Source organism: Chryseobacterium sp. Marseille-Q8038, from assembly GCF_965111995.1.
The window spans coordinates 2,342,797-2,368,322 of the sequence record NZ_CBCOPN010000001.1 but is presented as its reverse complement, the minus strand read 5'-3'; the positions used below and the strand labels follow the sequence as shown (position 1 = coordinate 2,368,322).

The window sequence follows — 25,526 nt, the reverse complement described above, 5'->3', positions numbered from 1 at the left end:
AATGCCAAATCATTTTAACGGAAATTTTATAACTTAAACATTTAAAAATGTATTTTAAAACTGTAATAATTTGCCTTATGGCAACATTATTGGCTGTGTCATGCAGTAAAGACAAAGAAAAAAGTAATCAGAAAGATAAAGAAGTTCCCATACTGGAAATCAAAGAAAAAGATACATTGGTGAGCAACCAGTTTGTGACTGATATCCAGGCTAAAAAAAATGTAGAAATGCGCTCGAGAATTGGAGGCATCATACAGCATATTTATGTGAATGAGGGACAATTTGTACATCAGGGACAGGCTTTATTTAAAATCAATGATGCTGAACTACAGATGGAACTTCTGAAAGCAAACGCTGCATTGAAGCAGACGGAAGCAGATGTTCGTATAGCAGAAGTAGAGCTGAAGCAGATTCAGAGTCTTCATGCTAAAAAGTTTGTTGCCAATAACGAACTGGAAATGGTGAAAGCCAAACTGTCCTCTGCCAAAGCAAAACATGCATTTGCCGATGCAGAAAAGAGAACCGTTCTTCAGAAAATAAGCTTTACAAGAATTACAGCACCTTTTGACGGAGTGATTGACGTAATTCCCCATAAAGACGGAAGTTTGGTGGAAAATGGTACCCTATTGACCACACTTTCCCAATTGAATGAAGTGTATGCCTATTTCTCTATTCCTGAAAACTTATATTTTGAGCTTTTGGCCAACGATAAAATCGGTAGTCATCAAAAGATTGAACTGACTCTTCCCAACGGGGTTAATTATCAGTTCAACGGAGCTTTAAAAACAGCAGAAGGAGAGATCGACAGAACCACAGGTTCCATCCGGTATAAAGTACTTTTCCCAAATCCTGATCGTTTAATTAAACACGGAACTTCCGGGAAACTTATTATTTCTGAACAACAGAATAACGCGATTCTTATTCCGCAAAAATCTACCTTCTCCATTCAGGACAAGACTTATGTTTTTGTAGTGGATAAACAGAATAAAGTGAAAATGACCAATATTAAGATCGGTACTACATTAAGAGATTCTTATATGGTGGAAAGTGGTCTTAAAAAAGGAGATTTAATCATTTATGAAGGGACTCAGTCTTTGAAAGATGGTGATATTATCAAAATCAAAAAGAAGTATTAACCTTTCATAATCTTTAAATCAATTAACTATGGTAGAAATGTTTATAAGACGAAAGGTTCTTTCGTTGGTTATTTCCATATTATTTGTTCTGCTGGGAATCATGGCTTTACTGAAGATGCCAATCACTCAGTTTCCGGATATTGTTCCCCCTTCAGTAACCGTTACTGCAAAATATACGGGAGCAAATGCTGAAGTATCTGCCAATGCGGTAGCCCTTCCTCTGGAACGTGCCATCAATGGAGTACCGGGGATGACCTATATGTCAACGGTAACTTCCAATGACGGTCTTACCCTTATCCAGGTTTTCTTTGAAGTAGGAACAGATCCTGATGTAGCGGCGGTAAACGTTCAGAACAGAGTGACCACTATTCTTGATGAGCTTCCTGAAGAGGTAATCAGAGCTGGTGTTACCACTGAAAAAGAGGTGAACAGTATGCTGATGTATCTCAATATCACAAGTGCTGATCCGAGTCAGGATGAACAGTTCATTTATAACTTTACAGATATTAATGTTCTTCAGGAGCTGAAACGTATTGATGGAGTAGGGCGTGCGGAGATTATGGGACAGAAAGAATACTCCATGAGAGTATGGCTGGATCCACAGAAAATGGCGGCTTACAATATTTCTGCGGATGAAGTGATCACTTCACTACAAAAACAGAATATTTCTGCAGCACCCGGAAAAGTGGGTGAAACATCTGGGAAAACTTCCAGCCAGCTTCAGTATGTAATCAAATACAAAGGAAAGTTTTTTGAGCCTAAACAATATGAAGAAGTTCCCATCAGATCTGATGTGGACGGAACAATCTTAAAGCTTAAAGATATTGCAAAAGTTGAATTCGGTGCTATGAACTACGGAATGGTTTCCAAAACAGACGGAAGACCTTCTGCATCAATCATGATGAAGCAGCGCCCGGGTTCCAACGCTTCCGAAGTGATTGAAAGTGTAAAAGCAAAAATGGAAGAATTAAAAGTCACCTCTTTCCCTCCCGGAATGGAGTACAACATGGCTTATGATGTTTCCAGATTCCTGGATGCTTCCATCAGTGCGGTATTGACAACCCTTATTGAAGCCTTTATTCTGGTAGGAATTGTAGTATTTATCTTCCTTCAGGACTGGCGTTCCACATTGATTCCTGTATTGGCTGTTCCGGTGGCATTGGTAGGAACTTTTGCTTTCATGAATATGCTGGATTTCTCGGTTAACCTTTTAACGCTGTTTGCCCTGGTTCTTGCGATAGGGATTGTAGTGGATAATGCTATTGTCGTCGTTGAAGCCGTCCACGTTAAAATGGAAGAAGGAATGAATGCCATGGATGCCACCATTAGCGCAACCAAAGAAATTGCAGGAGCAGTAGTGGCTATTACCATTGTGATGTCAGCAGTATTTATTCCTGTGGCGTTCCTTGATGGTCCGGTAGGAGTATTTTATCGCCAGTTTTCATTAACACTGGCAATCAGTATTGTGATTTCCGGAGTAAATGCATTGACATTAACTCCAGCGCTTTGTGCAATTATTTTAAAACCTCACAATCATGATAAGAAGAAAACAATCATCGACAGAGCTTTCCAGAGTTTCAATACAGGCTTTGAAAGACTGACGAATGGCTATGTGGGAATCTTAACAAAATTTGCAACAAGAACTACCGTAACTTTTGGACTGTTATTTTTATTTGTTGGACTTACTTTTGTGACCAGTAAATTCCTGCCAACCGGATTTATTCCCATGGAAGATCAGGGAATGGTATACGTAAGTGTGACTACTCCACAGGGAGCAACAGTAGAAAGAACAGAAAAAGTGCTGGATGAAGTGACCGTTATTGCCAAAAAAATTAAAGGCGTAGAAAACGTGACCACTCTTGCAGGCTACAGTATCGTAACAGAAATTGCAGGTTCATCCTACGGAATGGCGATGATCAATCTTAAAGACTGGAAAGAAAGAAATATTTCTGTCAATGATCTCATCACAGAACTATCAGATAAAACAAAGAGCATTGCAGATGCACAGATTGAAATTTTTGCACCGCCAACTGTGCCTGGTTTCGGTAATACCAGCGGTTTTGAATTACGTTTACTAGACAGAACCGGAGGAACGATCGAAAATACCGATAAGATCACTAAAGATTTTGTTAAGAAATTAAACGAAGCTCCCGAATTGCAGAACAACTTTACCAGCTTTGATGCTACTTTCCCACAGTACATGATCAATGTAGATTATGATATGGCAGCGAAGAAAGGAGTATCGGTAGATAACGCAATGTCTACGCTACAGACCATGCTGGGATCTTATTACGCCACAAATTTTATCCGTTTCAGCCAGATGTATAAAGTGATGGTACAGGCAAGTCCTGAACACAGAGACACTCCTGAGAGTATTCTGAATTTATATTTAAAAAATGACAAGGGTGAAATGGTTCCTTTCTCCACATTCATGACTATTGAAAAAGTATACGGACCTGAAGTACTGACAAGGTATAATATGTATATGTCTGCTATGATCAATGGAGAGCCTGCAGATGGCTATAGCTCGGGAGATGCTATTGCTGCTGTGGAACGTGTGGCCAAAGAGACACTGCCCAGAGGATTTGATATTGAATGGTCAGGAATGACAAGAGAAGAGATTTTATCAGGAAACCAGACTGTTTATATCTTCGCAATCTGTCTTTTATTCGTCTATCTTTTATTGGCGGCACAATACGAAAGTTTCCTTCTTCCAATGCCTGTATTATTAAGTCTTCCGACAGGAATCTTCGGTTCTTATATCGCTTTGGTACTGATGGGATTGGATAATAATATTTATGCACAGGTAGCATTGGTCATGCTGATTGGTCTTTTAGCCAAAAATGCCATTCTGATTGTAGAATTTGCAGTGGCAAGAAATAAGCAGGGATTTGATATCATTCCGGCAGCTATTGAAGGCGCGAGACAACGTCTGAGACCCATTCTGATGACTTCTTTTGCATTTGTGGCAGGACTTATTCCGTTATGTATTGCATCCGGTGCGGGTGCGATAGGAAACCGTTCTATTGGTACAGCGGCGGCAGGAGGAATGCTGATTGGAACCATCTTCGGATTAGTAGTCATTCCAGGGCTCTATATATTCTTTGCAAAACTTGAAAATAAGAAGAAAGATGAAAAGATTAGATCATAGAAATATAATATACGGAATAGCCTCACTAAGCCTTGTTTCATGCGCTGTTCCCAAAGTAACGGAGCTCAAAAAAGCTCAGGAATTGCCCAATGAAATCATCAGAAACGATAAAAATAAAAATCCGGATGAATTTCAGCAGATTAACCTGAAAGCTTACTTTACAGATCCGCAGCTGCTGGAACTTTTTGATAAAGTAGTTCAGGCAAATCCGGATTTCCAGATTGCCCAGCAGAGAGTGGAAATTGCCAACAGTTTCCTTCAAAGATCAAAGATGGATCTGCTGCCTTCCCTTGAGGTGGGAGTAGAAGCTTCTGGTAACCGCTACGGAAAATATACGATGGAAGGAGTGGGAAACTATGATACGAATCTCTCACCCAATATTACGGAAAATCAGAAAATCAACAGAGATTTTACCCCGAATTACTGGCTGGGAGCAAGAAGCAGCTGGGAAATTGATGCGTGGGGAAAACTGAAAAATAAAAAAATTGCTGCCCAGAAGAAATATCTGGCTTCCACAGAAGGATTAAGGCTGCTGCAGGTGGAGCTTTTCACTGATATTGCCAATCTGTATTATCAGTTGGTAGCCTTAGACAACCGTCTTGCCATTTATCAGAAGAATTATAAGCTTCAGCAAAGAGCTTTTGAAATCGTTTTAGCACAGCGCGAAGTAGGAAAAGCTACGGAATTGGCGGTGCAGCAGTTCAAGGCACAAAATAACAACTGGCTGGCAGAAATTGAACACATCAGAGTAGAAATCGTTACGGTAGAACAGGCGATCACTACTTTGACAGGAAGCTATGGTGGAGAGGTAAAGCGCGGCAAAATATTAATGCCTACCAATATGGAAGTGCTGAATAAAGCCATTAATGTGGAAAATGTGATCCACTCCAGACCGGATGTTGCAGCTAATTATTATGTTTTAGAAGCTTCTCAGGCTGATGCGAAGGCTGCAAGAGCTGCTTTTTATCCAAAGATTGATCTGGGGGCCGGTTTCGGGATGAATTCTTTTTCTGTGGAAACATTCTTTAAACCAAGCTCACTGGCAGGGCAGTTGTTAGGAGGATTGATGGTTCCGGTTTTCAATAAAGGACAGCTGAAATATGAATTTAAAGTAGCGAGCAAAGAGCAGGAAATCGCTTTTTTGAATTATCAGAAAAGTATTACGACTGCTTTTAATGAACTTCAGTCTATTTTGAAACAGACGAAGATCTATGAACGTGTTTTGAAACTGAAATCAGAAGAGGTAGGCTTTCTTGACCGTGGTGTTGAGGTTTCCAATGATTTGTATCTGACAGGTTACGCGAACTATTTTGAATTGATTAATTCTCAAAAGAGCAAATTAACGGCTGAACTGGATTTACTGCAGTTTCAGCATCAGAATACCAGAAATAACGTCCTGCTGTTTAAAGCACTGGGCGGGAAACTGGATTAATTTTTACTTTTTTTTACGATGAAGAAGCTGTCTTTTAGGCAGCTTCTTTTATAGTATAATCAGCTTCTACGGATTCCCGTAATGATAATTAAAATAATTCCAGGATCTTGCGTAGGAATCCAACTTTTACAAGTTGAGTTAACTTTTTTTATATGTCCCCAAAAAAGAGACTGCCTGAAGGGCAGTCTCTTTGTATATGGTTTAAAATGTATCTACTTATCCTGCAGAAACATTTTATAAGTACCTATTATTTAACAAGCTGAATTTCAACAGCAGAAAATCCTTTAGGAGATTTCTCTTTTTCGAAAGATACTTTGTTCCCTTTTTTCACAGGCTCTGCACAGTTGTTGTTGTGGAAGAAGATATTTTCTTTGTTATTATCTTCAGTAATGAAGCCATATCCTTTTTCACTCAGGAAAGTAACAATTCCTGTTTTTCTTGGATCTTCTTCAATGATAGGTGCAGCACCCAATTGAATATCATCAAGGTTTACTTCCTGTCTTTGTTCAGGTGGAGTAGAAGTTAATCTTCCGAATTCGTCTACATACATGAAGACATCCTCCGCTCCTTTGTTGTTGTTCGTTTTACGTTCTTCGCGTCTTAGCGCCTTTTCTTTTTGCTTTTGAATTTTTTTCTTGAAATTTTCCTTTTTAGAAAAAGAATCTGCCATAAATTATTTTTAGTATTTAGTTTCTATAAATTAATTGGTTCAATCTGATCTGTTTTAGACCCTATAAAGCCTGGCTATGTTTTCTGTTTTGGATCATCCCAATCATACAGAGCTTTAAAATTCCGACAAGTATTGTTCTTAATAGAAGAATAAAAGTTAAAAAGATGGCTGCTCAAAAGGCAAAGACTGAATAAAAATATTCGGGTCGTTACAGAAAACAAAGTAGAGACTTGGTTTATAATGTACAAATATACAACAATAAAATGAATAATCAGGTTTTAAATGATTGATTATCAGAAATGGTTTTGCAGGATATGTTATGATCTGAGTGTAAGAGTATCAGGAAAGCGGTAATAATCCTATAAAAAAATCCTCAGAAACCTGAGGATTATAAAAAAATATATTAAAAATGAAGTGGTGGTGCGTGATACGGGAGGAACGTATCAAATGTTATGCCTAAAATTGATGTGATTTTGGGAATTATACAGAAGTGTTTAACTGAAAAGGTGAGTCTCAATGCGTATCTGGCGGGCAAATAGCATTCTATTGAGAAGCTATTGATGACATAAAAAATAATAAATATTTCACTTTCAGCAGGAAATTCGAAATTGAAAAATCCCGAAAATTTCACCATGTTGAGGCCATTTTTATTATTCATCTTTGTCTCATTAACATTTAAATATAAAAACATGTCAACACAAAATGTAAAAGGGAAAGTTGTTTTAATTGCCGGAGGTGGTAAAAATTTAGGCGGATTATTAAGCAGAGATTTTGCGGCAAAAGGGGCAAAGCTGGCCATCCACTACAACAGTGAAAGCTCAAAAGCAGAAAGTGAAAAAACACTGGCTGAAGTACAGGCATTGGGAGCTGAAGCATTTCTATTCCAGGGTGACCTTACCAAAGTAGACCATATTACAAAGTTCTTTGAGGAAACGATTTCCCGTTTCGGAGGAATTGATATTGCAATCAATACCGTGGGAATGGTACTGAAAAAGCCATTTTCGGAGACTACAGAAGCTGAATATGATACCATGTTCAATGTCAATTCAAAATCTGCCTACTTCTTTTTGCAGGAAGCGGGTAAAAAGCTGAACGATCACGGGAAGATCTGCACCATAGTTACTTCATTGCTGGCGGCTTACACTGGACTGTATTCCACATATGCAGGAGCAAAAGCGCCAGTAGAACACTTTACAAGAGCAGCTTCCAAAGAATTTGGAAACAGAGGGATTTCGGTAACCGCAGTAGCACCCGGTCCAATGGATACTCCTTTTTTCTACGGACAGGAAACCGATGATGCGGTAGCTTATCATAAATCAGCATCAGCACTCGGAGGGCTAACGGATATTAAGGATATTGCTCCATTGGTAGAATTTCTGGTAACAGATGGTTGGTGGATCACAGGCCAGACGATATTTGCTAACGGTGGATATACAACGAGATAGCGTATTGTAGAATCTATTAAAAAAGAAACTCACTGAAAAATAGCTTTCAGTGAGTTTTTTATGGTAAGATAAAGGGAAAAATTAAGTTGTTTTAATCTTTCCTTTCTCCAATATACTTTTAATGATAAAGAATAATCCAAGAAGAACAAATGGAATGCTCAGAAGCTGCCCCATATTCAAAATCATTCCGTGCTCAAATTCTACCTGATCCACCTTGATAAATTCAATCAGAATTCTCATAATAAAGATGAGCAGAATACTGATCCCAAAATAAAACCCTTTTCCGATTTTAAAAATATCTTTCCTGTAAATAAAGTAAATAAATAAGAAAATAAGGGCATAAGAGATGGCTTCATACAGTTGTGCCGGATGTCTTGGAAGATCATCCACCTGACGGAAGATAAACGCCCATGGAACATCAGTAGGAACTCCTATGATTTCAGAATTCATCAGATTAGCCAGCCTGATGAAGGTTCCTCCCAACGGAAGTACAATTGCTATAGCATCCAGAACCGTCATAAACGGAATAGAAAATTTTCTCGCATATAAAAGAAGCATAATCACCAGACCGATACCACCACCATGACTGGCAAGACCTGCAAATCCTGTAAAATGATAAACTCCGTCCGGTCCTTTCTGAATTGGTAAAAATACTTCAAGCGGATGTTGTAAATAATAATCAAAATCATAAAAAAGACAGTGTCCCAGCCTCGCACCCACCAAAATTCCTATAAGCGCATAGGAGAATAAAGCTTCGTGTGCTTGTGTACTGAGGCCTTCTTTTTTATAAATACGTTTTAAAATATTTAGCGATAAAACAAGTCCTGTAAGAAATAATAATCCGTAATATTTTATAGGAAGTCCTAGGATATTGACGATTTCGGGATTGATGTCCCAGTTGATATATAATAAATTCATTGTTGCAAAGATAAGAAAATAGGAATTTCCGGACAGAATGGGGTGGGTTTGTGGTTTTTTACTTTGATTTTTAAGGTGTTACAAATTGTTTGAGAACCCCTATCCGAATTAAGAATGAATATAATTTAAAATGATTCTTGATGAAATATTGGGTAACTTTAGCCTACCACCAAAATAAAAGTTATGCATCATCAGCTGGAGAAACATTATGTAAACAGAGTAGGCTGGCTTAGGGCAGCAGTATTGGGAGCGAATGACGGGTTGTTATCCACCACAAGTATCGTCATAGGAGTTGCAGCAGCAGAACCGGATCGGCATATGATTATTCTTGCAGCACTGGCGGGTATGATTGCCGGGGCAATGTCTATGGCAGCCGGTGAATATGTTTCCGTAAGTTCACAGGAAGATACAGAGAAAGCAGATTTGATCCGCGAAAAACGTGAGCTTGAACAAATGCCGGAGGTAGAACTTAGAGAATTGGCCAAAGTGTATGAAAAAAGAGGCTGTACCAAAGAAACAGCGATGCAGGTAGCCATTGAATTGACAGAACACGATGCACTGGGAGCACATGCCCGTGATGAACTGGGGATTAATGAGATAACACAAGCCAAACCTTTACAGGCAGCAATGGCTTCATTTGGTTCATTTGCGGTAGGAGCTTTATTGCCATTTATCGTTTCTCTTTTGGCTCCAATTAAACAGATGGTGTACTTCCAATATGGGTTCTCCATCATATTCTTGATGCTTTTAGGAGCAATTTCAGCCAGAGCGGGAGGTTCAGGTATTAAAATAGCCGTATTGAGGATCTGTTTCTGGGGAACAGTGGCCATGGGAATTACCGCATTAGTGGGAAGGCTTTTTGGAGTGAGTGTAGCATAAATCTTACTTATACATGAATAATTGTTAGGCAGTTATTAAGTATGGGTTGCAATTCCGTATTGCTTATACATTCATCTGGACAAAGAATTTTTGATGACTTGGTTTTTCTTATTGATTTTCCGTTGTTTATTTTTGTATATGTGATTTACGCTGGATGCGTATTTGATGTATTGTTTTTCTCGTGGTAAGGCTTGTTTTGTGTTTAGTTTTGACGAATCGAATTAGAATTATCGATTTCGATATTGTTATTATAATGCTTAAATAAAAACCTCTGAAAATCAAAAGATTTCGGAGGTTTTTTATACCATGGAACAGGTGCTTTATTCTTGTTTTTACAAATACCGTCAATGCTGTATTTTTAAACAGATGGGCTTTAAAAAGTAATGGAGAATTCCTTCTCATATATTCCTTCTTTTATACTTTTATGGATTTTTTATTTGTCTCTACGTTAGTGGTGCAGGTTTGATGTATAACTGTCGTATTTATGATGTATCCTGATTTTGTTTTGCCTATTGGTTTGTGATTAATTTTGTCAAATCAAATGAATGTAAACAATAAAACTTTTTATGTATGAAAAAAAAACTATTACCATTGGCGATAGTTTTGCTGGGTTTTTGCAAAGCGTATTCGCAGATGGGTATTAATACGGCAAGTCCTGCTGCTACGCTGGATATCAATGCCAAAAAGGCTACCGGCACTTCTACCAGTGTAGACGGAGTTCTGATTACCCGGCTGGACCGGCAGAGAGCCCAAAGTATGACAGGAGTTCCTGCTTCCACTTTAATCTATATCAACAGTATAGCTACCGGATCACAAGCGGGAACAGCAGTCAATATAGATGCTGTAGGGTACTACTACTATGATGGAACAGCGTGGGTAAAGCTGCATAATCCCACCAATGCAACAGCGGGTAATATCTACACTACAAATGGTACCCTTACAGGCAACAGAACAGTAACGCAAGGAGCTAACACTCTGGCATTCACGGGGACTCAAGCCAATGCATTTTCGGTAGATGGTGCTACCTTTTCGGTAGACGCAGCCAATGACCGTATAGGAGTGGGGACAATGACACCCGATACTAAACTGACGGTTAGTACACCTGATGGTAGTTATGGGTTCAGTCATACCAATGGTACAGTAGATCTTAAGTCACATATAGGAGCAGGCATTGTTTCTTTTGGGAGTACTACTAATAACGATATGAGATTGATGACCAATAACATTCATAGATTGTCTATCACTTCAGCGGGAGATGTTGGGATTGGTACAAACTCGCCCAATACTAAACTTACGGTTACTACATCTGATGGTAATTATGGGTTCAGTCATACCAATGGTACAGTAGTTCTTACGTCACATATTGGTTCAGGTATTGCTTCTTTTGGGACTCTTACTAATAACGATCTGAGATTGATGACCAATAACTTCCATAGATTGTCTATCACTTCAGGGGGAGATGTTGGGATTGGTACAAATACGCCCAATACTAAACTTACGGTGAGTACACCTGATGGTAATTATGGGTTCAGTCATACCAATGGTACAGCAGTTCTTACGTCACATATTGGTTCAGGCATTGGTTCTTTTGGGACTACTACTAATAACGATCTGAGATTGATGACCAATAACTTTCCTAGATTGTCTGTTACCTCAGCGGGAGATGTTGGGATTGGTACAAATACGCCCAATACTAAACTTACGGTGAGTACACCTGATGGTAATTTTGGGTTCAGTCATACCAATGGTACAGCAGTTCTTACGTCACATATTGGTTCAGGTATTGTTTCTTTTGGGACTACTAGTAATAACGATATGAGATTGATGACCAATAACTTTCCTAGATTGTCTATTACCTCAGGGGGAAATGTTGGGGTTAACACATCAACCCCTCAAGAGGCGCTGCATGTTAACGGATCAGTTCAGGTGACCGGGGAAATTAAGGTCGGAGGGACTGCAACCACAGCCGGATCAGCCGGACTGAGCAATCAGGTTTTAGTATCACAGGGTGCAGGAAGCCCGGCGGTCTGGAAAGATCTTAGTAATGTAACAGGGCCTGTCAATTTACTGACAACATTTAGTGAATTTGTGACGAATAACGTTACGTTCTCTTTAAGCATGGAAAATGGCGCAACTCTCATACTAGGTGGTAAAAATGGATTAAAGGTAAATAGCCCTAATAATATTGTTGTGATATATATTGACATAGATGCTTATGTCTATGGTTTATCTACTTCAGCTGGAATAGGCTACTTATTTAAAACTAATATAACGAATTCAGCAGGTACAGAAATTGCTCTTTCTGATAGCGGGCCCATAGGAATGGATGGAACTAATTTTAATGATACGAGAAAAGCCAATTTCAGATCTTTTGTCTTTAGAAATGTGCCTGTCGGGACTTTTAACGTAGGAATATTTGCTAAAAGAGGAAATCATAATAACTATAATGGAACTACCAGTGGTAATAATGATCTGACTTTTTTACCAGGAAATGTACATATTTATGTGTATGAGAAAAATTAGATTTTATAAATACTATAGTATGCGGCTGGCAAATGAAAATCCTTATTTGCCAGCCGCAATACTGATCCACTTTTGGGCTTGATCCGAATTGATAAATTAAAAATATAAAATAGCCCCATTTAACTCTCATGAAAAACAAAAACCTCTGAAAATCAAAAGATTTCAGAGGTTTTTTTTGTACCCAGGACCGGGATCGAACCGGTACTCCTAAGAACTGGTGTTTGAGACCAGCGCGTCTACCAATTCCGCCACCTGGGCTTGATGTTGAATTTAAACAAGATGTTTGTTTCAAATTGGTGTGCAAATATAGGAACTTTTTTCAATGTTCAAAAGCTTTTTGAAGAATTTTTTTAAAAATTAAGTTCCAAACCATCGTAGGCAAGGTGTATTCCGGGTGGAAGCTGCTTATCTTCAATATCATGCAGTCCTAAATGATGACTGATGTGTGTTAAAAATAATTTTTTCGGTTTGAGCTCTTCGAACAGCTTAATAACATCCGGAAGGATAAAATGGGCAGGATGGGGATCAAATTTTCTGATACAGTTTAAGATCAGAATATCAAGATTCTTCAATTTTTCTTTCTCCGTTTCAGAAATAAATCCGGCATCTGTAATATAAGCCAGCTTTTTAAACTTATATCCAAACACGGTAATTTTATAGTGAATCACTTCCACTGGGGTGATTTCCGTATCCAGTACCTCAAAAGGCTTATTTTCAATTTCGTGAAGTTCAAAAGCGGGCGCACCGGGATATCTTACGTCTGCAAAAGCGTAAGGAAACCTGTTTTTTATTTCATGAGCCACTCTTGAATAGCAGTAGAGCGGAACATCTTTTCCACTCTTAAAAATCAGTGGCCGCATATCATCCAGTCCAATGACGTGATCATTATGTTCATGGGTAATCAACGCAATATCTACGTTATGTTCATGATTGGTAAGCATTTGCTGCCTGAAATCCGGACCGCAATCGATCAATATTTTTTTATTTTCTTCCGTAGTAACCATCACGGAAGAACGTAAACGTTTGTCTTTGGGATTTTGTGAAGTACATACTTCACATGTGCAGCCTATAACAGGTACACCTTGAGAAGTACCAGTTCCTAAAAATTTCAACTTCATTTTGTTTTGAGGTTGGTTTAATTTTGGTAAATTTACAAAAAATTTCATGTCCTAATGTATCAGAAACTAACTCCTAAACAAAAAGCATTAACAATTAATCTAGATCCTACTATTTATGGTACTTTCGCAGAAATTGGAGCAGGGCAGGAGACTGTTCGCCACTTTTTTAGAGCAGGGGGAGCTTCCGGTACGATTGCTAAGGCAATGTCTGCTTATGACAAAGATTTTAGTGATGCCATCTACGGAAAGGAAGTAAAAAACAGGTATGTTACCCAAAACAGGCTTCGCAAAATGCTTCGATATGAAGTAGCTTTGATTGAAGAGAGGATTTCAAGGGATAATAATCCTGACAGGAAATTCTTTTCTTACGCCAATACGGTAACTACCATTAATTTTGACAAGACTGTAAAAGGCCACGGCTGGGTAGGAATTCGTTTTCAAACCAAAGAAAATGAAGATTACAATGAAATCGTAATTCACGTAAAATTCAAAGAAAATGATGCCACGCTTCAGCAGGAAACCTTAGGGAATCTGGGAGTGAACCTTATTTTCGGGGCTTTCAATTATTTTGACAACCCAAGAACTTTAGTGGAATCTTTATACGATGATGTTGCAAAAGACAACCTGGAAATTGATATGATTGATTTCAGCGGACCTGCCTTTGCCTATGTTGATAACAGACTGATGTCTCTTCAATTGGTAAAGAATGGAATGACGGATGCAGTAATCTTCAATTCTCAAGGAAGTAACATGCTTCCGGCAGATGTTTTGTACAAGAAAAATATTTTTGCGGTAAGAGGAAGTTTCAGACCGGTAACGAAAGTAAACATTGACATGCTTAAAAATGGGATGGATATGTTTTTCAAAGATGCTATCTGTACCCATGAAGAAACAGAAGTTCTTATTGAGATTACTATTTCCAATCTGAGAGCAGACGGAGATATTGACGAAAGAGATTTCCTTGACAGGGTGGATATTCTGGCTAAACTGGGATACACTGTTATTATTTCCAACTTCTCTGAATATTACAGACTGATCGATTATTTTGCATCTTACACCAGTGGAGATATTGGTGTAGCGATGGGAGTAAACAACCTTTTGATGGTATTTGATGAGAAATACTATAAAGATTTGTCAGGTGGAATCCTTGAAGCATTCGGGAAATTTTTCAGAAACGGAATGAGAGTATATCTGTATCCTTATAAAGATCCTGAAACTCACCAGTTACTGGATTCTTCAAACCTGAAAGTAGAAGAAAACCTTAAAGAACTCTATAAATATTTCAAACACAACAACCGTATTGTTGATATTACCAATTATAATCCGGAGTTTTTGGAAATTTATTCCAGAGAAATATTGAGAAAAATTGCCTGCTGTGTGAAAGGTTGGGAAACTCAGGTTCCGGAAGGTGTAGCAGAAATGATTAAAGAGCGTGGAATGTTCGGATATAAAGAAGAACTTTCCCTAAAACAATTCTCTTAAAATATATATACAATGTCAGAATTAAAGAAAAGACTTTCCTCAATTCTTGAAAGTCCTAAACATAATACAGAAGAAAAACTTGAAAAAGTTTGCCACTTGTTGGATCAGGAAATCCCTTACTTCAACTGGACAGGCTTCTATTTCAAAAACGGAGATAAGGAAGAGTTGATTTTAGGCCCTTATGTGGGAGCACCAACAGATCATACCATTATTCCTTACGGTAAAGGAATTTGCGGTCAGGTAGCGGTTTCCAATGAAACATTTGTAGTTCCTGACGTACATGAAGAAAGCAACTACCTTAGCTGTTCTATCGATACAAAAGCTGAAATTGTAGTTCCGATTTTTAAAGACGGAAAAAATATTGGTCAGATTGATATTGATTCTCATACCATTGATCCTTTCACGAAGGAAGACCGTGAATTATTAGAATGGCTTTGTAATGAAGTTTCTAAGATTTTGTAATTGAAAGCTTACAATAAAATATAGACTCCGGCTGATTGAGCCGGAGTTTTTTTATGGATTGTTAGTGGTAATGACAAACATAATTAAGGGTTCATCTCCAGTGTTTTCCACAGAATGATATCCGATGGAACTGATGGCTGTAATATCCCCTTTTTGTAGTGCTTTCTTACGTATGGAGCCCTCTGTTCCTGTTCTTTCTCTATATTCTCCGGTTCCATGAACCACAACATACAATTCCTGTTCATTTCTTTGATTGTGCGTATGAAAACCAGACTCGTCCCCTTTGTTCAGTAAAACCATATAGGCTGCTAAACGATTATTGGCTAATTCTTTCTGATCAAACATCTGCAGCATATAAACAGTTCCGTTTCCTCCATACATATTTTCACGTTTGTCGACACGTGTAATGGTTCTTTCATCTTTTTCAAACGCCATCACATAAAGATTGATGTATTTCGAAACCTCCTGTATAACGTGATCAAATTCGGCTCCCTCAGATAATATAATGGTATCAGACATGTGAATTAAAAATTTAAAGTTTAATGTTTTGGGTTTAAAGTTTAATGTTTAGAGTTTAAAGTTGATGGTTAAAAAATCAGCTTTGCTGCATCAGATGAATTTCAGCAAGCAGTTCCTTAAAATAATTTTCGCATTTCGCAATATGGGTTCCATACCAGGAAAATGCCTCACCATCTACGATCATAATCTTTTTATCCGGATAAAAAACCTGTAGTTCCTGAATATGTTTTTCTTTAAATGGAAAAGGTTCAGAAGAAAGCATGATGACATCAGCATCCGCCAGGTCTTCAACAGTAATTTGAGGATAGCGGGTTTTATCTTTGAAAATATTCTCAAAACCAATTTCCGATAAAATTCTGTGGATGAAAGTATCTGAGCCAATGGTCATATAAGGATTATTCCAGATAAGATAAGCTGCTTTGACGGGAATTTCCAGTTTTGCCTGATTCAGGATATCATAAATTTTAAGATTGAAAAGCTGTGCTCTGTCTTCCTTTCCGAAAAGCTTTCCGAGATTTTTAAGCAAATAATAATTATCTTCAATCGTGTCAATATTGGTTACCATTACTTTATAATCGCCCATTAAAGCTTCTACCTGATCCTTTACATTTTCTTCCTTATTGGCAAGAATAAGATCTGGTTGCAGCGCTTTAATTTTCTCAATATTGATATTTTTGGTTCCGCCAATTACGGGTACATTTTTTATTTTATCCTGAGGATGAATGCAGAATTTTGTTCTGCCGATTACTTCATTTTCGGTAAGTCCAAGGTCAAATAAAGCCTCAGTAATAGAGGGTACAAGAGAAACGATTTTCATATTGGCATGTTAGATGATGCCTAAAATTACAAAAGTTTTCCGGTTAAGAAAAGTCCGGCTACGGTAAAATAGATAATAAGTCCCGTAACATCCACCAATGTTGCTACAAATGGAGCAGAAGAGGTAGCAGGGTCAAGGTTTAATTTCTTTAAAACAAACGGAATCATAGAACCAGATAACGTTCCCCATAATACAATGGCAATCAAAGAAACAGAAACACTTAATCCGACATATACCCAATATTGGCCATAATCAAAAAGACCAATCTGCTGCCAAAGCATAATTCGTATAAATCCGATGATTCCTAAGATGGCCCCCAGACATAATCCGGAGATAATCTCTTTTTTCATGACATACCACCAGTCTTTGAGATTGATTTCCTGAAGAGCCATCGCACGGATAATCAAAGTGGCAGCCTGAGATCCTGAATTTCCTCCACTGGAAATAATTAACGGAACAAATAGGGCCAGAACAACGGCTTTTTCAATTTCTTTATCAAAATATCCCATTGCTGAAGCAGTCAGCATTTCCGAAACAAAGAGAATGATCAGCCAGGTTGCCCTTTTTTTAATCATCTCTGTCCATGAAGTTTGGGTATAGGGAAGATCCAATGCTTCCAATCCCCCAAATTTCTGGATATCTTCTGTGTTCTGCTGTTCAATCTGATCTAGGATGTCATCTATCGTTACGATTCCTACCAAAACACCGGCTTCCGTAATAATAGGAAGAGCGCCACGGTCATACTTTTCGAAATAGGTTACCGCATCCTCTTTAGAGGTAGTGGTAGTAATGGCTACAAAATGATTGTCTGTAATATCTGAAACCAAAGTATCTTCCTCTTCCAAAAGTAAGGTTCCGATAGCAAGGTCATCAATGAGGCGGTTTCTTTCATCCACAACATACAGATAGTTCATGGTTTCCACTCTTTTTCCTACCTTTTTGATTTGCTGAAGACATCTTTTTACGGTCCATTCCTTACGGATCTGGATATAATAGGGCGTCATCAGACGGGCAATCGAATCCGAGTTGTACCCAAGAAGCTTTAAAGCAATTCTTCTTTCCTGCGGGTTAAGGTGGTTGATGGAATACTTGATAAGCTCATCCGGGAAATCCTCGAAAAGAGCAGTTCTGTCATCCGGAGTCATGGCATTCAGGATTTCGGAAACTTCATCGCTTCCGATACTTCTGATGGTATCCTCTTGGAAATCAGGGTCAAGATGAGAAAAAACCTCTGCTTTGTATTCTTTGGGAACCTTCAGGAATGCGAGCAGCCTCTCATCAGCAGGAAGTTCGCTGAGGGTTTCGGCAATATCGGCAGGGTTGAAGATAAGTTCGTCTCTAGAATTCAAAACGTGAAATTTTTTGGATATGCAAAAATAATTCAAATTTTTAAGACTGAGCTATAAACTGACAAAATTAAGGATTAATTAAAGTTTAATGCTTCACTATAAGAGCAAAAAAAACACCCGCCGAAACGGATGTGCAAAAATTAAATTTTAAATTCCAATATTCTTTACATTGGTTCGCATTCTGAAGTAGGAATGTATATACAAACAGCATTTGTACAACATTGGTATGGTCCGCAATCTGAATTGTCACCACACTTTTTTATTCCGCTTCCTTTAATGTTTTTTTGTTCCAGCCTGTTGAGCTTCTTAAGATTTGAATTTTTCATGGTAATCAAATATAGTAAGATTAAGGCTCTATCGGACAGTCATGATCAAGGCATTCTCCATTACAGCAGTATCCAACGGAACAAGGTCTGTTTATGCTGCATCTGAATGGTCCAATACCTCCATTAATTTGTTTGGCAGCTTCTCTGCTGAGTTTTTTTAGATTTTTCATATAGTTTATAGTTTTGATTAATGTTAGACTAAAATAGTAAATATTTCTATATTATTCATCTGTGAGTGAAAATATTTTACTATGAATCAATGTTTTATTTAAGTTTTAAATAAAAAACACCTACAAATGCAGGTGTCTGTAATGATCATATATTATTCCAGGGGACATGGATTTATGACACAGATGTTATGGCAACATGATCCGCCCGGACATTCGTAATGCTCTGTGCATCTTTTGAAAGGTCCGCTGCCTTTGATTTCTTTCTGTACTTGTCGGCTGAGTTTTTTTAGATTTTTCATGATGTTTATTTTATAGTTGATGGTTAGGTGTACTTTTATTCAAGGCAGATAAAGGGTGAGCAAATACCATTGCAGCAATATCCTACAGGACATGGATTGCTTTCACTGCATCTTTCCATGGATCCTCCGTTAATTTGTTTGGCAGCCTGCCTGCTGAGTTTCTTTAAATTTTTCATGAGATTTTGGTTTTAATGTTGAACTAAAATAGTAAAAAATATTTAATAAATCCTTATTTAGTGAAAATATTTAATTGTTAATCAATTATTTATAGTGTTTTTTAAACAAAAAGCACCTGTCCGTAAAAGTAAACAAGTGCTCTGTATAACATGAAAATTTTTATAATTCCGGACATGCATAAGCAACGCATACCCGATGACAGCATGATCCGCCAGGACATTCAAAATGATACTGGCATTTCTGAAGACGGATGATACTTCCTAAGATTTCTCTCTGACTTTCTCTGCTTAACTTTTTTAAATTTGAATTTTTCATAATAATTTGGATTTAAGATAAAACCAAATTAATAAAACCCTTCAAATGGTTGATAAACACAAAGATATTCTACCGGAAAAGGGCTATGAAAGAATTATGAATTATGAATTATGAATTATGAATTATGAATTTTTTCTTTTACGCATTACTTACCTCAGGAATAAAAATTCACAATTGACTTGCGAAGCAAAATTAACCATTGACTATCAAAGGTCTTATATTCCAACTTTAAACCTTAAACCTTAAACCTTAAACTTTAAACTTTAAACCTTGAACCCGAAACTTAAAGCTCTGCTTCCGTGGGTTTTAATTTTCTCAGCTTCTTAATGATTCCTTTTATGGCTCCTTCGGTTCCTAGTTTAACAGAATTTACGGTAGAGCCCAGCAGACGCATATTTTTTCGGTATGTATCGTGATCTGTTTCGGTTACAAGATTTCCGTCAGAACCAAAAAGTTTCATGCTGACCACCACCTGGTTGGAGAATACGTATTTTCCAAAACCTACTTTGAAATATCTTACTTTGGAAACAATGGCAAAGTCTGCATCATTATTATGGCAGTAGTCTACTATAGTCTGCTTATCAATGCTGTCAAAGGGAACCTGAACTTCTGCACGAAGCATTTTATTCCTTCTGTCACCAAAATTATCGGTAACTGCATCAAAGAAAGCACTGTTGGTAGGGTCTTTTATTTCATCAATATCAGGCTCTACCTCGGGATTGAAGTATAGAACTTTTTTTATTTTATCATCAGCATTCCTCTGGGCTTTTACCGAAGTAAACCCGATGAATAAAAAAGTAGTAACTGCTGTAAAGAATATAATTTTTTTCATTTGTAATCCGAATGCAAAATTACTGCCTTTTCGTTGGATTGCATATAATTTATTAAGAAATTTTTAACATTTTTTTCTATCAATTTTGATATATGAAATCAATAATGTTTGCAGAATCAAAAAATAGTCGTAATTTTGCACCCGTTACATAATAATCATTAAACAATATTGGAATGTACTTAACAACAGACAAAAAGCAGGAAATTTTCGCAAAACACGGAAAATCTGCACAAGACACAGGGAGTGCTGAAGGACAAATCGCTCTTTTCACTTTCAGAATCAACCACTTATCTCAGCACTTAAAGGCTAACCGTCATGATTTCAACACAGAGAGATCTCTAGTGAAATTGGTAGGTAAGAGAAAAAGTTTACTAGATTACCTTAAAAACAAAGATATCGCAAGATATAGAGCAATTATTGCTGAACTAGGTTTAAGAAAATAATCTATAAAGATTTTCAAAATAAAAAGCAACTTCGAAAGAGGTTGCTTTTTTAGTTTGTAGTACCGGAGATTTTTAAATACAAAGACACAAAGATTCTCGATCAATTTTGTTGAGATTCCTACGGAATGACAAATTGAATGATTAAAACTCTATTTGAATTGTGTCATTCCGTAGGAATCCAGCTTTTATTATCCATAAAAAGATTACAACTTAAGCCAATAGCACAATTGAAGGTATGATAATTCCCCTCCTCCGGAGGGGTGGCGAAAATTCAAAGAATTTTTGACGGGTGGTTAATTCTCTGCAGCATCCATTTACTCAACCTTCTTCCCAATCTTCCCCAAATGGGTATTCTGAAAACTATCAGGATATTTCAATCCATATCCCAGAATTCTGTCAAAAGCAGAATGGGAAAATAAGATCGTTCCGATCATCTGTAAATAGGGCAGTGAGAGAGCTGTTCCGGCAAGATATACCACAATGGCTACTCCAAAATGATGGAAAAGGTTATAGCAAAAAGCTCCCACTTTATTATTAACCGTATATCCCAGCATGGAAATATCGGGTGCCAAGAAAAGCCCTGCAAACCACCACCAGGAATATCCTGTCTGGGCAAAAGCATATGCTCCTAACAACAGAAATGCTGCGTATTCAAGCTTTAACTGTATTTTCATTGTAATGGTGTTTATTAATAAGATAAGTTCCTTTTTTCAATGAAAAGTTACATGATAATATTCAAAAAAGAAGCGGAACACCTTTGAGATATTCCGCTTATACATTTTGATTTGATTTTGATTTTAATGTCCTGATTTGGCTTCAGTGCTTTCCACATGACCAAGATATTTGGTACAGTAAGCTCCAAAAATAAGAATCACCAGATAACAGAATACAGGAATAATAAATGAATGCTGTACTCCAAACTGATCTGCAAGGTATCCCTGGAAAATAGGAACAATAGCTCCTCCCAAAATAGCCATTACCACTAAAGATGATCCCTGACTGGTATATTTCCCCAGTCCTGAAATGGCGAGGGTATAAATGTTAGAGAACATAATAGAGTTGAAGATTCCGATTCCTAAAATACTGTACATGGCCATTTCACCATGATTCACCATTGCGGAAATCAATAATACAACATTAATTGCGGCAAAGATTGATAATGTTCTTGCCGGAGCTGCTTTACCAACGAAAAAGGCAATGAAATTAAGAATAATAAATACAATGAAAAAGCTGATCTGAGAGAAAGTGAGGTTTACAATGCTGAAAATAACAAGGAAAACAGCAGCAGCAGCTCCCAGCATATAAAGCGCTTTTTTACTCTGGCTCAAAGACTGATTTAAAGAAATCGCACCAAGAAAACGTCCTATCATGGCTCCGCCCCAATACATAGAAAGATAATTCTTACTGATGATTTCATTAAAGCCCATAATTTGTGGCTGTTCCAGGAAGCTGATGATAAAACTTCCCACAGCAACTTCTCCGCCCACATAGCAGAACATAGCGAATACTCCAAATTTCAGGTGACTGAATTCAAGCGCTCCCCAGCCTTTTACAATTTCTTCTTCACCCATCTGGAATGAAGGAAGCTTAACTCTTGAGATCAATAAGGCGACCAATAACAGAATCCCTGCAAAAATAAGGTAAGGAATTCTTGTGGCTACAGCACTGAAAGATCCGTCCGGAGAAGAGAAAAATTCAAAAATAAGGTGACCTCCAAGCACCGGAGCAATGGTTGTTCCGAATGCATTGAATGCCTGAGTCATATTCAGACGGCTGGAAGCTGATTCTTCGCTTCCCAGCAGCGAAACATACGCATTGGCCGTAATCTGAAGTACTGTAAAGCCGAGTCCTAAAATAAACAAAGCACCCAGAAACAGAGGATAATACGAAAAAGTAGCTGCCGGATAAAACAGGACACAGCCTAAAGCTGCCAGAAAAATTCCGAACAGGATTCCTTTTTTATATCCTAATTTATTAATGGGATCTCCTTTTGTGATAGAGATCAGAAAATAAATCAGTGATCCGATAAAGTAAGCTCCAAAAAAGCAGAACTGTACCAGCATGGATTCGAAAAAGGTAAGATTGAAAAGTTGTTTCAGATAGGGGATCAGGATGTCATTCATACAGGTGATGAATCCCCACATAAAAAACAGCAGGGTGATGGTAATCAACGGAACCGTGTAATTCCTGCTTTGAGATTGTACTTCTTTATTTATCATAAACATTTATTTATCTTAAGGAATAGCCCTTAACTTTTTGCCTACAGCATTGTATTTGGTGAAGTAGGGCAAATATAGGAATCCACCTATGTCTTTGCAATAATTTTAATGATTTTTATAATGAAATGTATACTTTCTTCATAAGATAGTATTATTTTCATTTTTTGAGACAATAATACAAAAACGACTGGATTTTTCAATGCATTATCTTTAAAAAAAACACTTTTTTATTTTTATAAATGACAGAAAAGTTGGCATTATGGATATAAACTTTGAAACTCTCATCAATTGATAGCCAATTTTTTGTATTTTGAGAGCCTATTTATGCAATCGAAAAATTTAATATATCATTATTATATAGTACCTTTGCAGACGAAAATTTAAAGAGTTTAAATATTAATTCATACTCAATACGGAGTATTAAGAAGACAAATTTATGAGTATACCTCAAGCGTTTACAGAAATGATTACTCTTGCAGATGGCAGAGAAATCACTATTGAAACAGGGAAGTTGGCTAAACAGGCTGATGGATCTGTGGTAGTAAAAATAGGTGGAACAATGCTTTTAGCAACTGTTGTAGCCAATAAAGAAGCAAATCCTGGTGTAGATTTTTTACCATTAACCGTTGATTATAGAGAAAAATTCTATGCAGGTGGAAGAATTCCTGGAAACTTCTTCCGTAGAGAAGCAAGACCTTCCGATCAGGAAATTTTAACGATGCGTTTGGTGGACAGAGTATTACGTCCGCTTTTCCCTGAAGATTTCCATGCTGAAGTTCAGGTGATGATTTCATTAATTTCTTATGACGGAAAAACAATTCCTGATGATTTAGCTGGTTTAGCAGCTTCTGCAGCTATTGCTATTACAGATATCCCTTTCAACGGACCAATGTCTGAAGTAAGAGTTGTAAGATTTGACGGAGTACTTTCTATCAACCCAAGTTACGAAGAATTGAAAAATTCTGAGTTAGACATCATGGTGGGAGCTACTAAAGACTCCATCGTAATGGTAGAAGGAGAAATGAAAGAAATTTCCGAGCAGGAAATGTTAGAAGCTATCAATTTTGGTCATGCTGAAATTAAAAAGCAAATTGAAGCTCAGGAAAGATTAGCAGAAAAAGTAGGTAAAGCTTTCCCTAAGAGAGAATATTCTCACGAAACTCACGACGAAGAAATTCGTGAAAAAGTATGGAAAGAAACTTACGATAAAGTATATGAAGTAGCAAGAACTCCATCTGGAAAAGAGGAGAGAGGAGAGAAATTCAAAGCGGTTCGTGAAGAATTCCTTGCTCAATATGCTGATAATGAAGAAGAATTGGAAAGAGTAACCCCTTTCGTAAAAGTATATTATCATGATGTAGAGAAAGAAGCTATGCGTCAGATGATTCTTGAAGACAATATCCGTCTTGATGGCCGTGATCCTCAAACGATCCGTCCAATCTGGTCAGAAATTGATTACCTTCCGGGAGCTCACGGTTCTGCAGTGTTTACAAGAGGTGAAACTCAGTCTTTAACAGCAGTAACTTTAGGTTCTGTGAAAGATGCAAACATGGTAGACAGCGTAATCACGCAGCACGACGAGAAATTCTTCTTACATTATAACTTCCCTCCATTCTCTACAGGTGAAGCAAGACCTCTAAGAGGAACTTCAAGAAGAGAAGTAGGACACGGAAACCTTGCTCAGAGAGCATTGCAGGCCGTAATTCCTGAAGAAAATCCATATACAATCAGAATTGTATCTGATATCCTTGAATCAAACGGTTCATCTTCAATGGCAACAGTTTGTGCAGGAACACTAGCACTAATGGATGCCGGGGTACAGATTACAAAACCTGTTTCAGGTATTGCAATGGGATTGATTACAGATGCAAAATCAGGTAAATTCACTGTACTTTCTGATATCTTAGGAGATGAAGATCACCTTGGAGATATGGACTTTAAAGTAACAGGTACTGCAGATGGTATTACAGCTTGTCAAATGGATATTAAAATCCAGGGACTTTCTATGGATATCATGGAAAAAGCTTTGATGCAGGCTAGAGACGGAAGATTACACATCTTAAATAAAATCACTGAAACAATCTCTGAACCAAGAGCAGACGTGAAGCCTCACGCTCCGAAAATGGTGGTAATGGAGATTCCAAAAGACTTCATTGGTGCTGTAATCGGGCCTGGAGGAAAAATTATCCAGCAGATGCAGAAAGATACGGATACCGTTATTGCTATTGAAGAATTAGGTGAGATCGGACGTATCGAGATTGCAGGAACAGACAGAGAGAAAATCAATGCTGCTGTTGCAAGAATTAACGAAATTACTTTCGTACCGGTTATCGGTGAAGTTTACAAAGGTAAAGTAGTGAAGGTAATGGACTTTGGTGCATTCGTAGCGATTGCTAAAGGAACAGAAGGGCTTCTTCATATTTCTGAAATTGAATGGGCTCGTCTAGACAAAGTTCCTTATGCAGAAGGTGATGAAGTAGAAGTGAAGTTCATGGGTTACGATGACCGTAAGAAAATGAAACTTTCCCGTAAAGTTCTTTTACCAAGACCTCCAAGACCAGAAGGACAAGGTAGACCAGAAGGTCAAAGAAGACCGGAAGGACAAGGAAGACCTGAGGGACAAAGAAGACCTGAAGGACAAAAGCCACAAGGTGAAAAGCCGCAAAGCGAAAAACCGGTGGAAAACCAAACACCTTCTAACGAAGCTTAATAAGATTCATTCTTAAACATAAAAAATCCCTCAATTTTGAGGGATTTTTGTTTTTTTTATGCCATAAATTATAAGTTGGGAAACGCAAAGGCGCAAAGTAATTGTACTATTGTATTGATTAAGGCGCAAGAAAA

The 25,526-nt window shown here is 37.6% G+C and carries 23 protein-coding genes and 1 tRNA gene; 10 read left to right on the top strand and 14 right to left on the bottom strand.

Annotated elements, in window-relative coordinates; translation table 11 throughout:
- Positions 1-47 precede the first annotated feature (47 nt).
- Genes ACWPWS_RS10950 through ACWPWS_RS10940 form a run of 3 tightly spaced genes read left to right on the top strand, consistent with a single transcriptional unit; the run spans position 48 to position 5,719 of the window.
- A complete protein-coding gene (locus ACWPWS_RS10950) occupies positions 48-1,136 on the top strand; it encodes an efflux RND transporter periplasmic adaptor subunit (RefSeq protein ID WP_454046506.1) in 1,089 nt (362 codons plus the stop codon).
- A 28-nt stretch (positions 1,137-1,164) separates the two neighbouring features.
- Complete coding sequence (locus ACWPWS_RS10945) at positions 1,165-4,287, top strand: efflux RND transporter permease subunit (protein WP_454046505.1); 3,123 nt, start codon at positions 1,165-1,167, stop codon at positions 4,285-4,287.
- The gene (locus ACWPWS_RS10940; protein ID WP_454046504.1) at positions 4,268-5,719 is read left to right on the top strand and encodes a TolC family protein; all 1,452 of its coding nucleotides are present in this window, start codon (positions 4,268-4,270) and stop codon (positions 5,717-5,719) included. The genes ACWPWS_RS10945 and ACWPWS_RS10940 overlap by 20 nt, the downstream gene beginning before the upstream one ends.
- A gap of 247 nt (positions 5,720-5,966) precedes the next feature.
- On the opposite strand, the gene ACWPWS_RS10935 is transcribed toward ACWPWS_RS10940, so the two are convergent.
- Positions 5,967-6,389: a cold shock domain-containing protein gene (locus tag ACWPWS_RS10935; RefSeq protein ID WP_105683902.1), complete on the bottom strand. Its 423-nt coding sequence runs from the start codon at positions 6,387-6,389 to the stop codon at positions 5,967-5,969.
- A 689-nt stretch (positions 6,390-7,078) separates the two neighbouring features.
- Between ACWPWS_RS10935 and ACWPWS_RS10930 the strand changes: the two genes are divergently transcribed.
- Positions 7,079-7,834 carry an SDR family oxidoreductase gene (locus tag ACWPWS_RS10930; RefSeq protein ID WP_209785595.1) on the top strand — a complete coding sequence of 252 codons (756 nt, stop codon included), beginning with the start codon at positions 7,079-7,081 and terminating at the stop codon, positions 7,832-7,834.
- Between the two features lie 81 nt (positions 7,835-7,915).
- Here ACWPWS_RS10930 and lgt read toward each other — a convergent pair whose 3' ends face one another.
- A complete protein-coding gene (lgt, locus tag ACWPWS_RS10925) occupies positions 7,916-8,752 on the bottom strand; it encodes a prolipoprotein diacylglyceryl transferase (protein ID WP_309511596.1) in 837 nt (278 codons plus the stop codon).
- A 183-nt stretch (positions 8,753-8,935) separates the two neighbouring features.
- Between lgt and ACWPWS_RS10920 the strand changes: the two genes are divergently transcribed.
- Together ACWPWS_RS10920 and ACWPWS_RS10915 are read left to right on the top strand one after the other, a co-directional pair.
- A complete protein-coding gene (locus ACWPWS_RS10920; protein WP_454046503.1) occupies positions 8,936-9,631 on the top strand; it encodes a VIT1/CCC1 transporter family protein in 696 nt (231 codons plus the stop codon).
- 570 nt (positions 9,632-10,201) lie between these two features.
- Complete coding sequence (locus ACWPWS_RS10915) at positions 10,202-12,154, top strand: hypothetical protein (protein WP_454046502.1); 1,953 nt, start codon at positions 10,202-10,204, stop codon at positions 12,152-12,154.
- Between the two features lie 178 nt (positions 12,155-12,332).
- Here ACWPWS_RS10915 and ACWPWS_RS10910 read toward each other — a convergent pair.
- Positions 12,333-12,412, bottom strand: a tRNA-Leu gene (locus ACWPWS_RS10910).
- Between the two features lie 92 nt (positions 12,413-12,504).
- Positions 12,505-13,272 (bottom strand): MBL fold metallo-hydrolase, encoded by a 768-nt coding sequence (locus tag ACWPWS_RS10905; RefSeq protein WP_454046501.1) that lies wholly within the window; start codon positions 13,270-13,272, stop codon positions 12,505-12,507.
- Between the two features lie 54 nt (positions 13,273-13,326).
- Here ACWPWS_RS10905 and ACWPWS_RS10900 point away from each other — a divergent pair, with 54 nt between their 5' ends.
- On the top strand, positions 13,327-14,754 hold the full coding sequence (locus tag ACWPWS_RS10900; RefSeq protein WP_105683909.1) for a nicotinate-nucleotide adenylyltransferase: 1,428 nt from the start codon (positions 13,327-13,329) through the stop codon (positions 14,752-14,754).
- A gap of 12 nt (positions 14,755-14,766) precedes the next feature.
- On the top strand, positions 14,767-15,216 hold the full coding sequence (locus ACWPWS_RS10895; RefSeq protein ID WP_079240912.1) for a GAF domain-containing protein: 450 nt from the start codon (positions 14,767-14,769) through the stop codon (positions 15,214-15,216).
- A 51-nt stretch (positions 15,217-15,267) separates the two neighbouring features.
- On the opposite strand, the gene ACWPWS_RS10890 is transcribed toward ACWPWS_RS10895, so the two are convergent.
- The 8 genes from ACWPWS_RS10890 to ACWPWS_RS10855 all read right to left on the bottom strand — a co-directional run bounded on the left by ACWPWS_RS10890 (position 15,268) and on the right by ACWPWS_RS10855 (position 20,020).
- Entirely contained in the window at positions 15,268-15,735 is a 468-nt protein-coding gene (locus tag ACWPWS_RS10890) for a cupin domain-containing protein (RefSeq protein ID WP_454046500.1), read from the bottom strand.
- Positions 15,736-15,811: 76 nt separating this feature from the next.
- Positions 15,812-16,552: an ABC transporter substrate-binding protein gene (locus tag ACWPWS_RS10885; RefSeq protein WP_454046499.1), complete on the bottom strand. Its 741-nt coding sequence runs from the start codon at positions 16,550-16,552 to the stop codon at positions 15,812-15,814.
- A 26-nt stretch (positions 16,553-16,578) separates the two neighbouring features.
- Positions 16,579-17,901: a magnesium transporter gene (gene mgtE / locus ACWPWS_RS10880; protein WP_209785534.1), complete on the bottom strand. Its 1,323-nt coding sequence runs from the start codon at positions 17,899-17,901 to the stop codon at positions 16,579-16,581.
- Between the two features lie 346 nt (positions 17,902-18,247).
- On the bottom strand, positions 18,248-18,397 hold the full coding sequence (locus ACWPWS_RS10875; protein WP_454046498.1) for a bacteriocin-like protein: 150 nt from the start codon (positions 18,395-18,397) through the stop codon (positions 18,248-18,250).
- A 152-nt stretch (positions 18,398-18,549) separates the two neighbouring features.
- Entirely contained in the window at positions 18,550-18,696 is a 147-nt protein-coding gene (locus ACWPWS_RS10870) for a bacteriocin-like protein (protein ID WP_164976668.1), read from the bottom strand.
- Positions 18,697-18,731: 35 nt separating this feature from the next.
- Complete coding sequence (locus ACWPWS_RS10865) at positions 18,732-18,872, bottom strand: bacteriocin-like protein (RefSeq protein WP_209785533.1); 141 nt, start codon at positions 18,870-18,872, stop codon at positions 18,732-18,734.
- A 160-nt stretch (positions 18,873-19,032) separates the two neighbouring features.
- Positions 19,033-19,188 (bottom strand): hypothetical protein, encoded by a 156-nt coding sequence (locus ACWPWS_RS10860; protein ID WP_165791689.1) that lies wholly within the window; start codon positions 19,186-19,188, stop codon positions 19,033-19,035.
- A gap of 283 nt (positions 19,189-19,471) precedes the next feature.
- Positions 19,472-20,020: a pyruvate decarboxylase gene (locus ACWPWS_RS10855; protein ID WP_209785532.1), complete on the bottom strand. Its 549-nt coding sequence runs from the start codon at positions 20,018-20,020 to the stop codon at positions 19,472-19,474.
- Positions 20,021-20,193: 173 nt separating this feature from the next.
- On the opposite strand from ACWPWS_RS10855, the gene rpsO reads away from it, so the two are divergent.
- Complete coding sequence (gene rpsO / locus ACWPWS_RS10850; RefSeq protein ID WP_034692246.1) at positions 20,194-20,463, top strand: 30S ribosomal protein S15; 270 nt, start codon at positions 20,194-20,196, stop codon at positions 20,461-20,463.
- 314 nt (positions 20,464-20,777) lie between these two features.
- On the opposite strand, the gene ACWPWS_RS10845 is transcribed toward rpsO, so the two are convergent.
- Both ACWPWS_RS10845 and ACWPWS_RS10840 read right to left on the bottom strand, forming a co-directional pair.
- Positions 20,778-21,137 (bottom strand): DUF4260 domain-containing protein, encoded by a 360-nt coding sequence (locus ACWPWS_RS10845; protein ID WP_309511590.1) that lies wholly within the window; start codon positions 21,135-21,137, stop codon positions 20,778-20,780.
- Positions 21,138-21,260: 123 nt separating this feature from the next.
- Positions 21,261-22,682 (bottom strand): sugar MFS transporter, encoded by a 1,422-nt coding sequence (locus ACWPWS_RS10840; RefSeq protein ID WP_454046497.1) that lies wholly within the window; start codon positions 22,680-22,682, stop codon positions 21,261-21,263.
- Between the two features lie 436 nt (positions 22,683-23,118).
- On the opposite strand from ACWPWS_RS10840, the gene ACWPWS_RS10835 reads away from it, so the two are divergent.
- Positions 23,119-25,392, top strand: coding sequence for a polyribonucleotide nucleotidyltransferase (locus tag ACWPWS_RS10835; protein WP_454046496.1), 2,274 nt, complete (start codon positions 23,119-23,121; stop codon positions 25,390-25,392).
- Positions 25,393-25,526 lie beyond the last annotated feature (134 nt).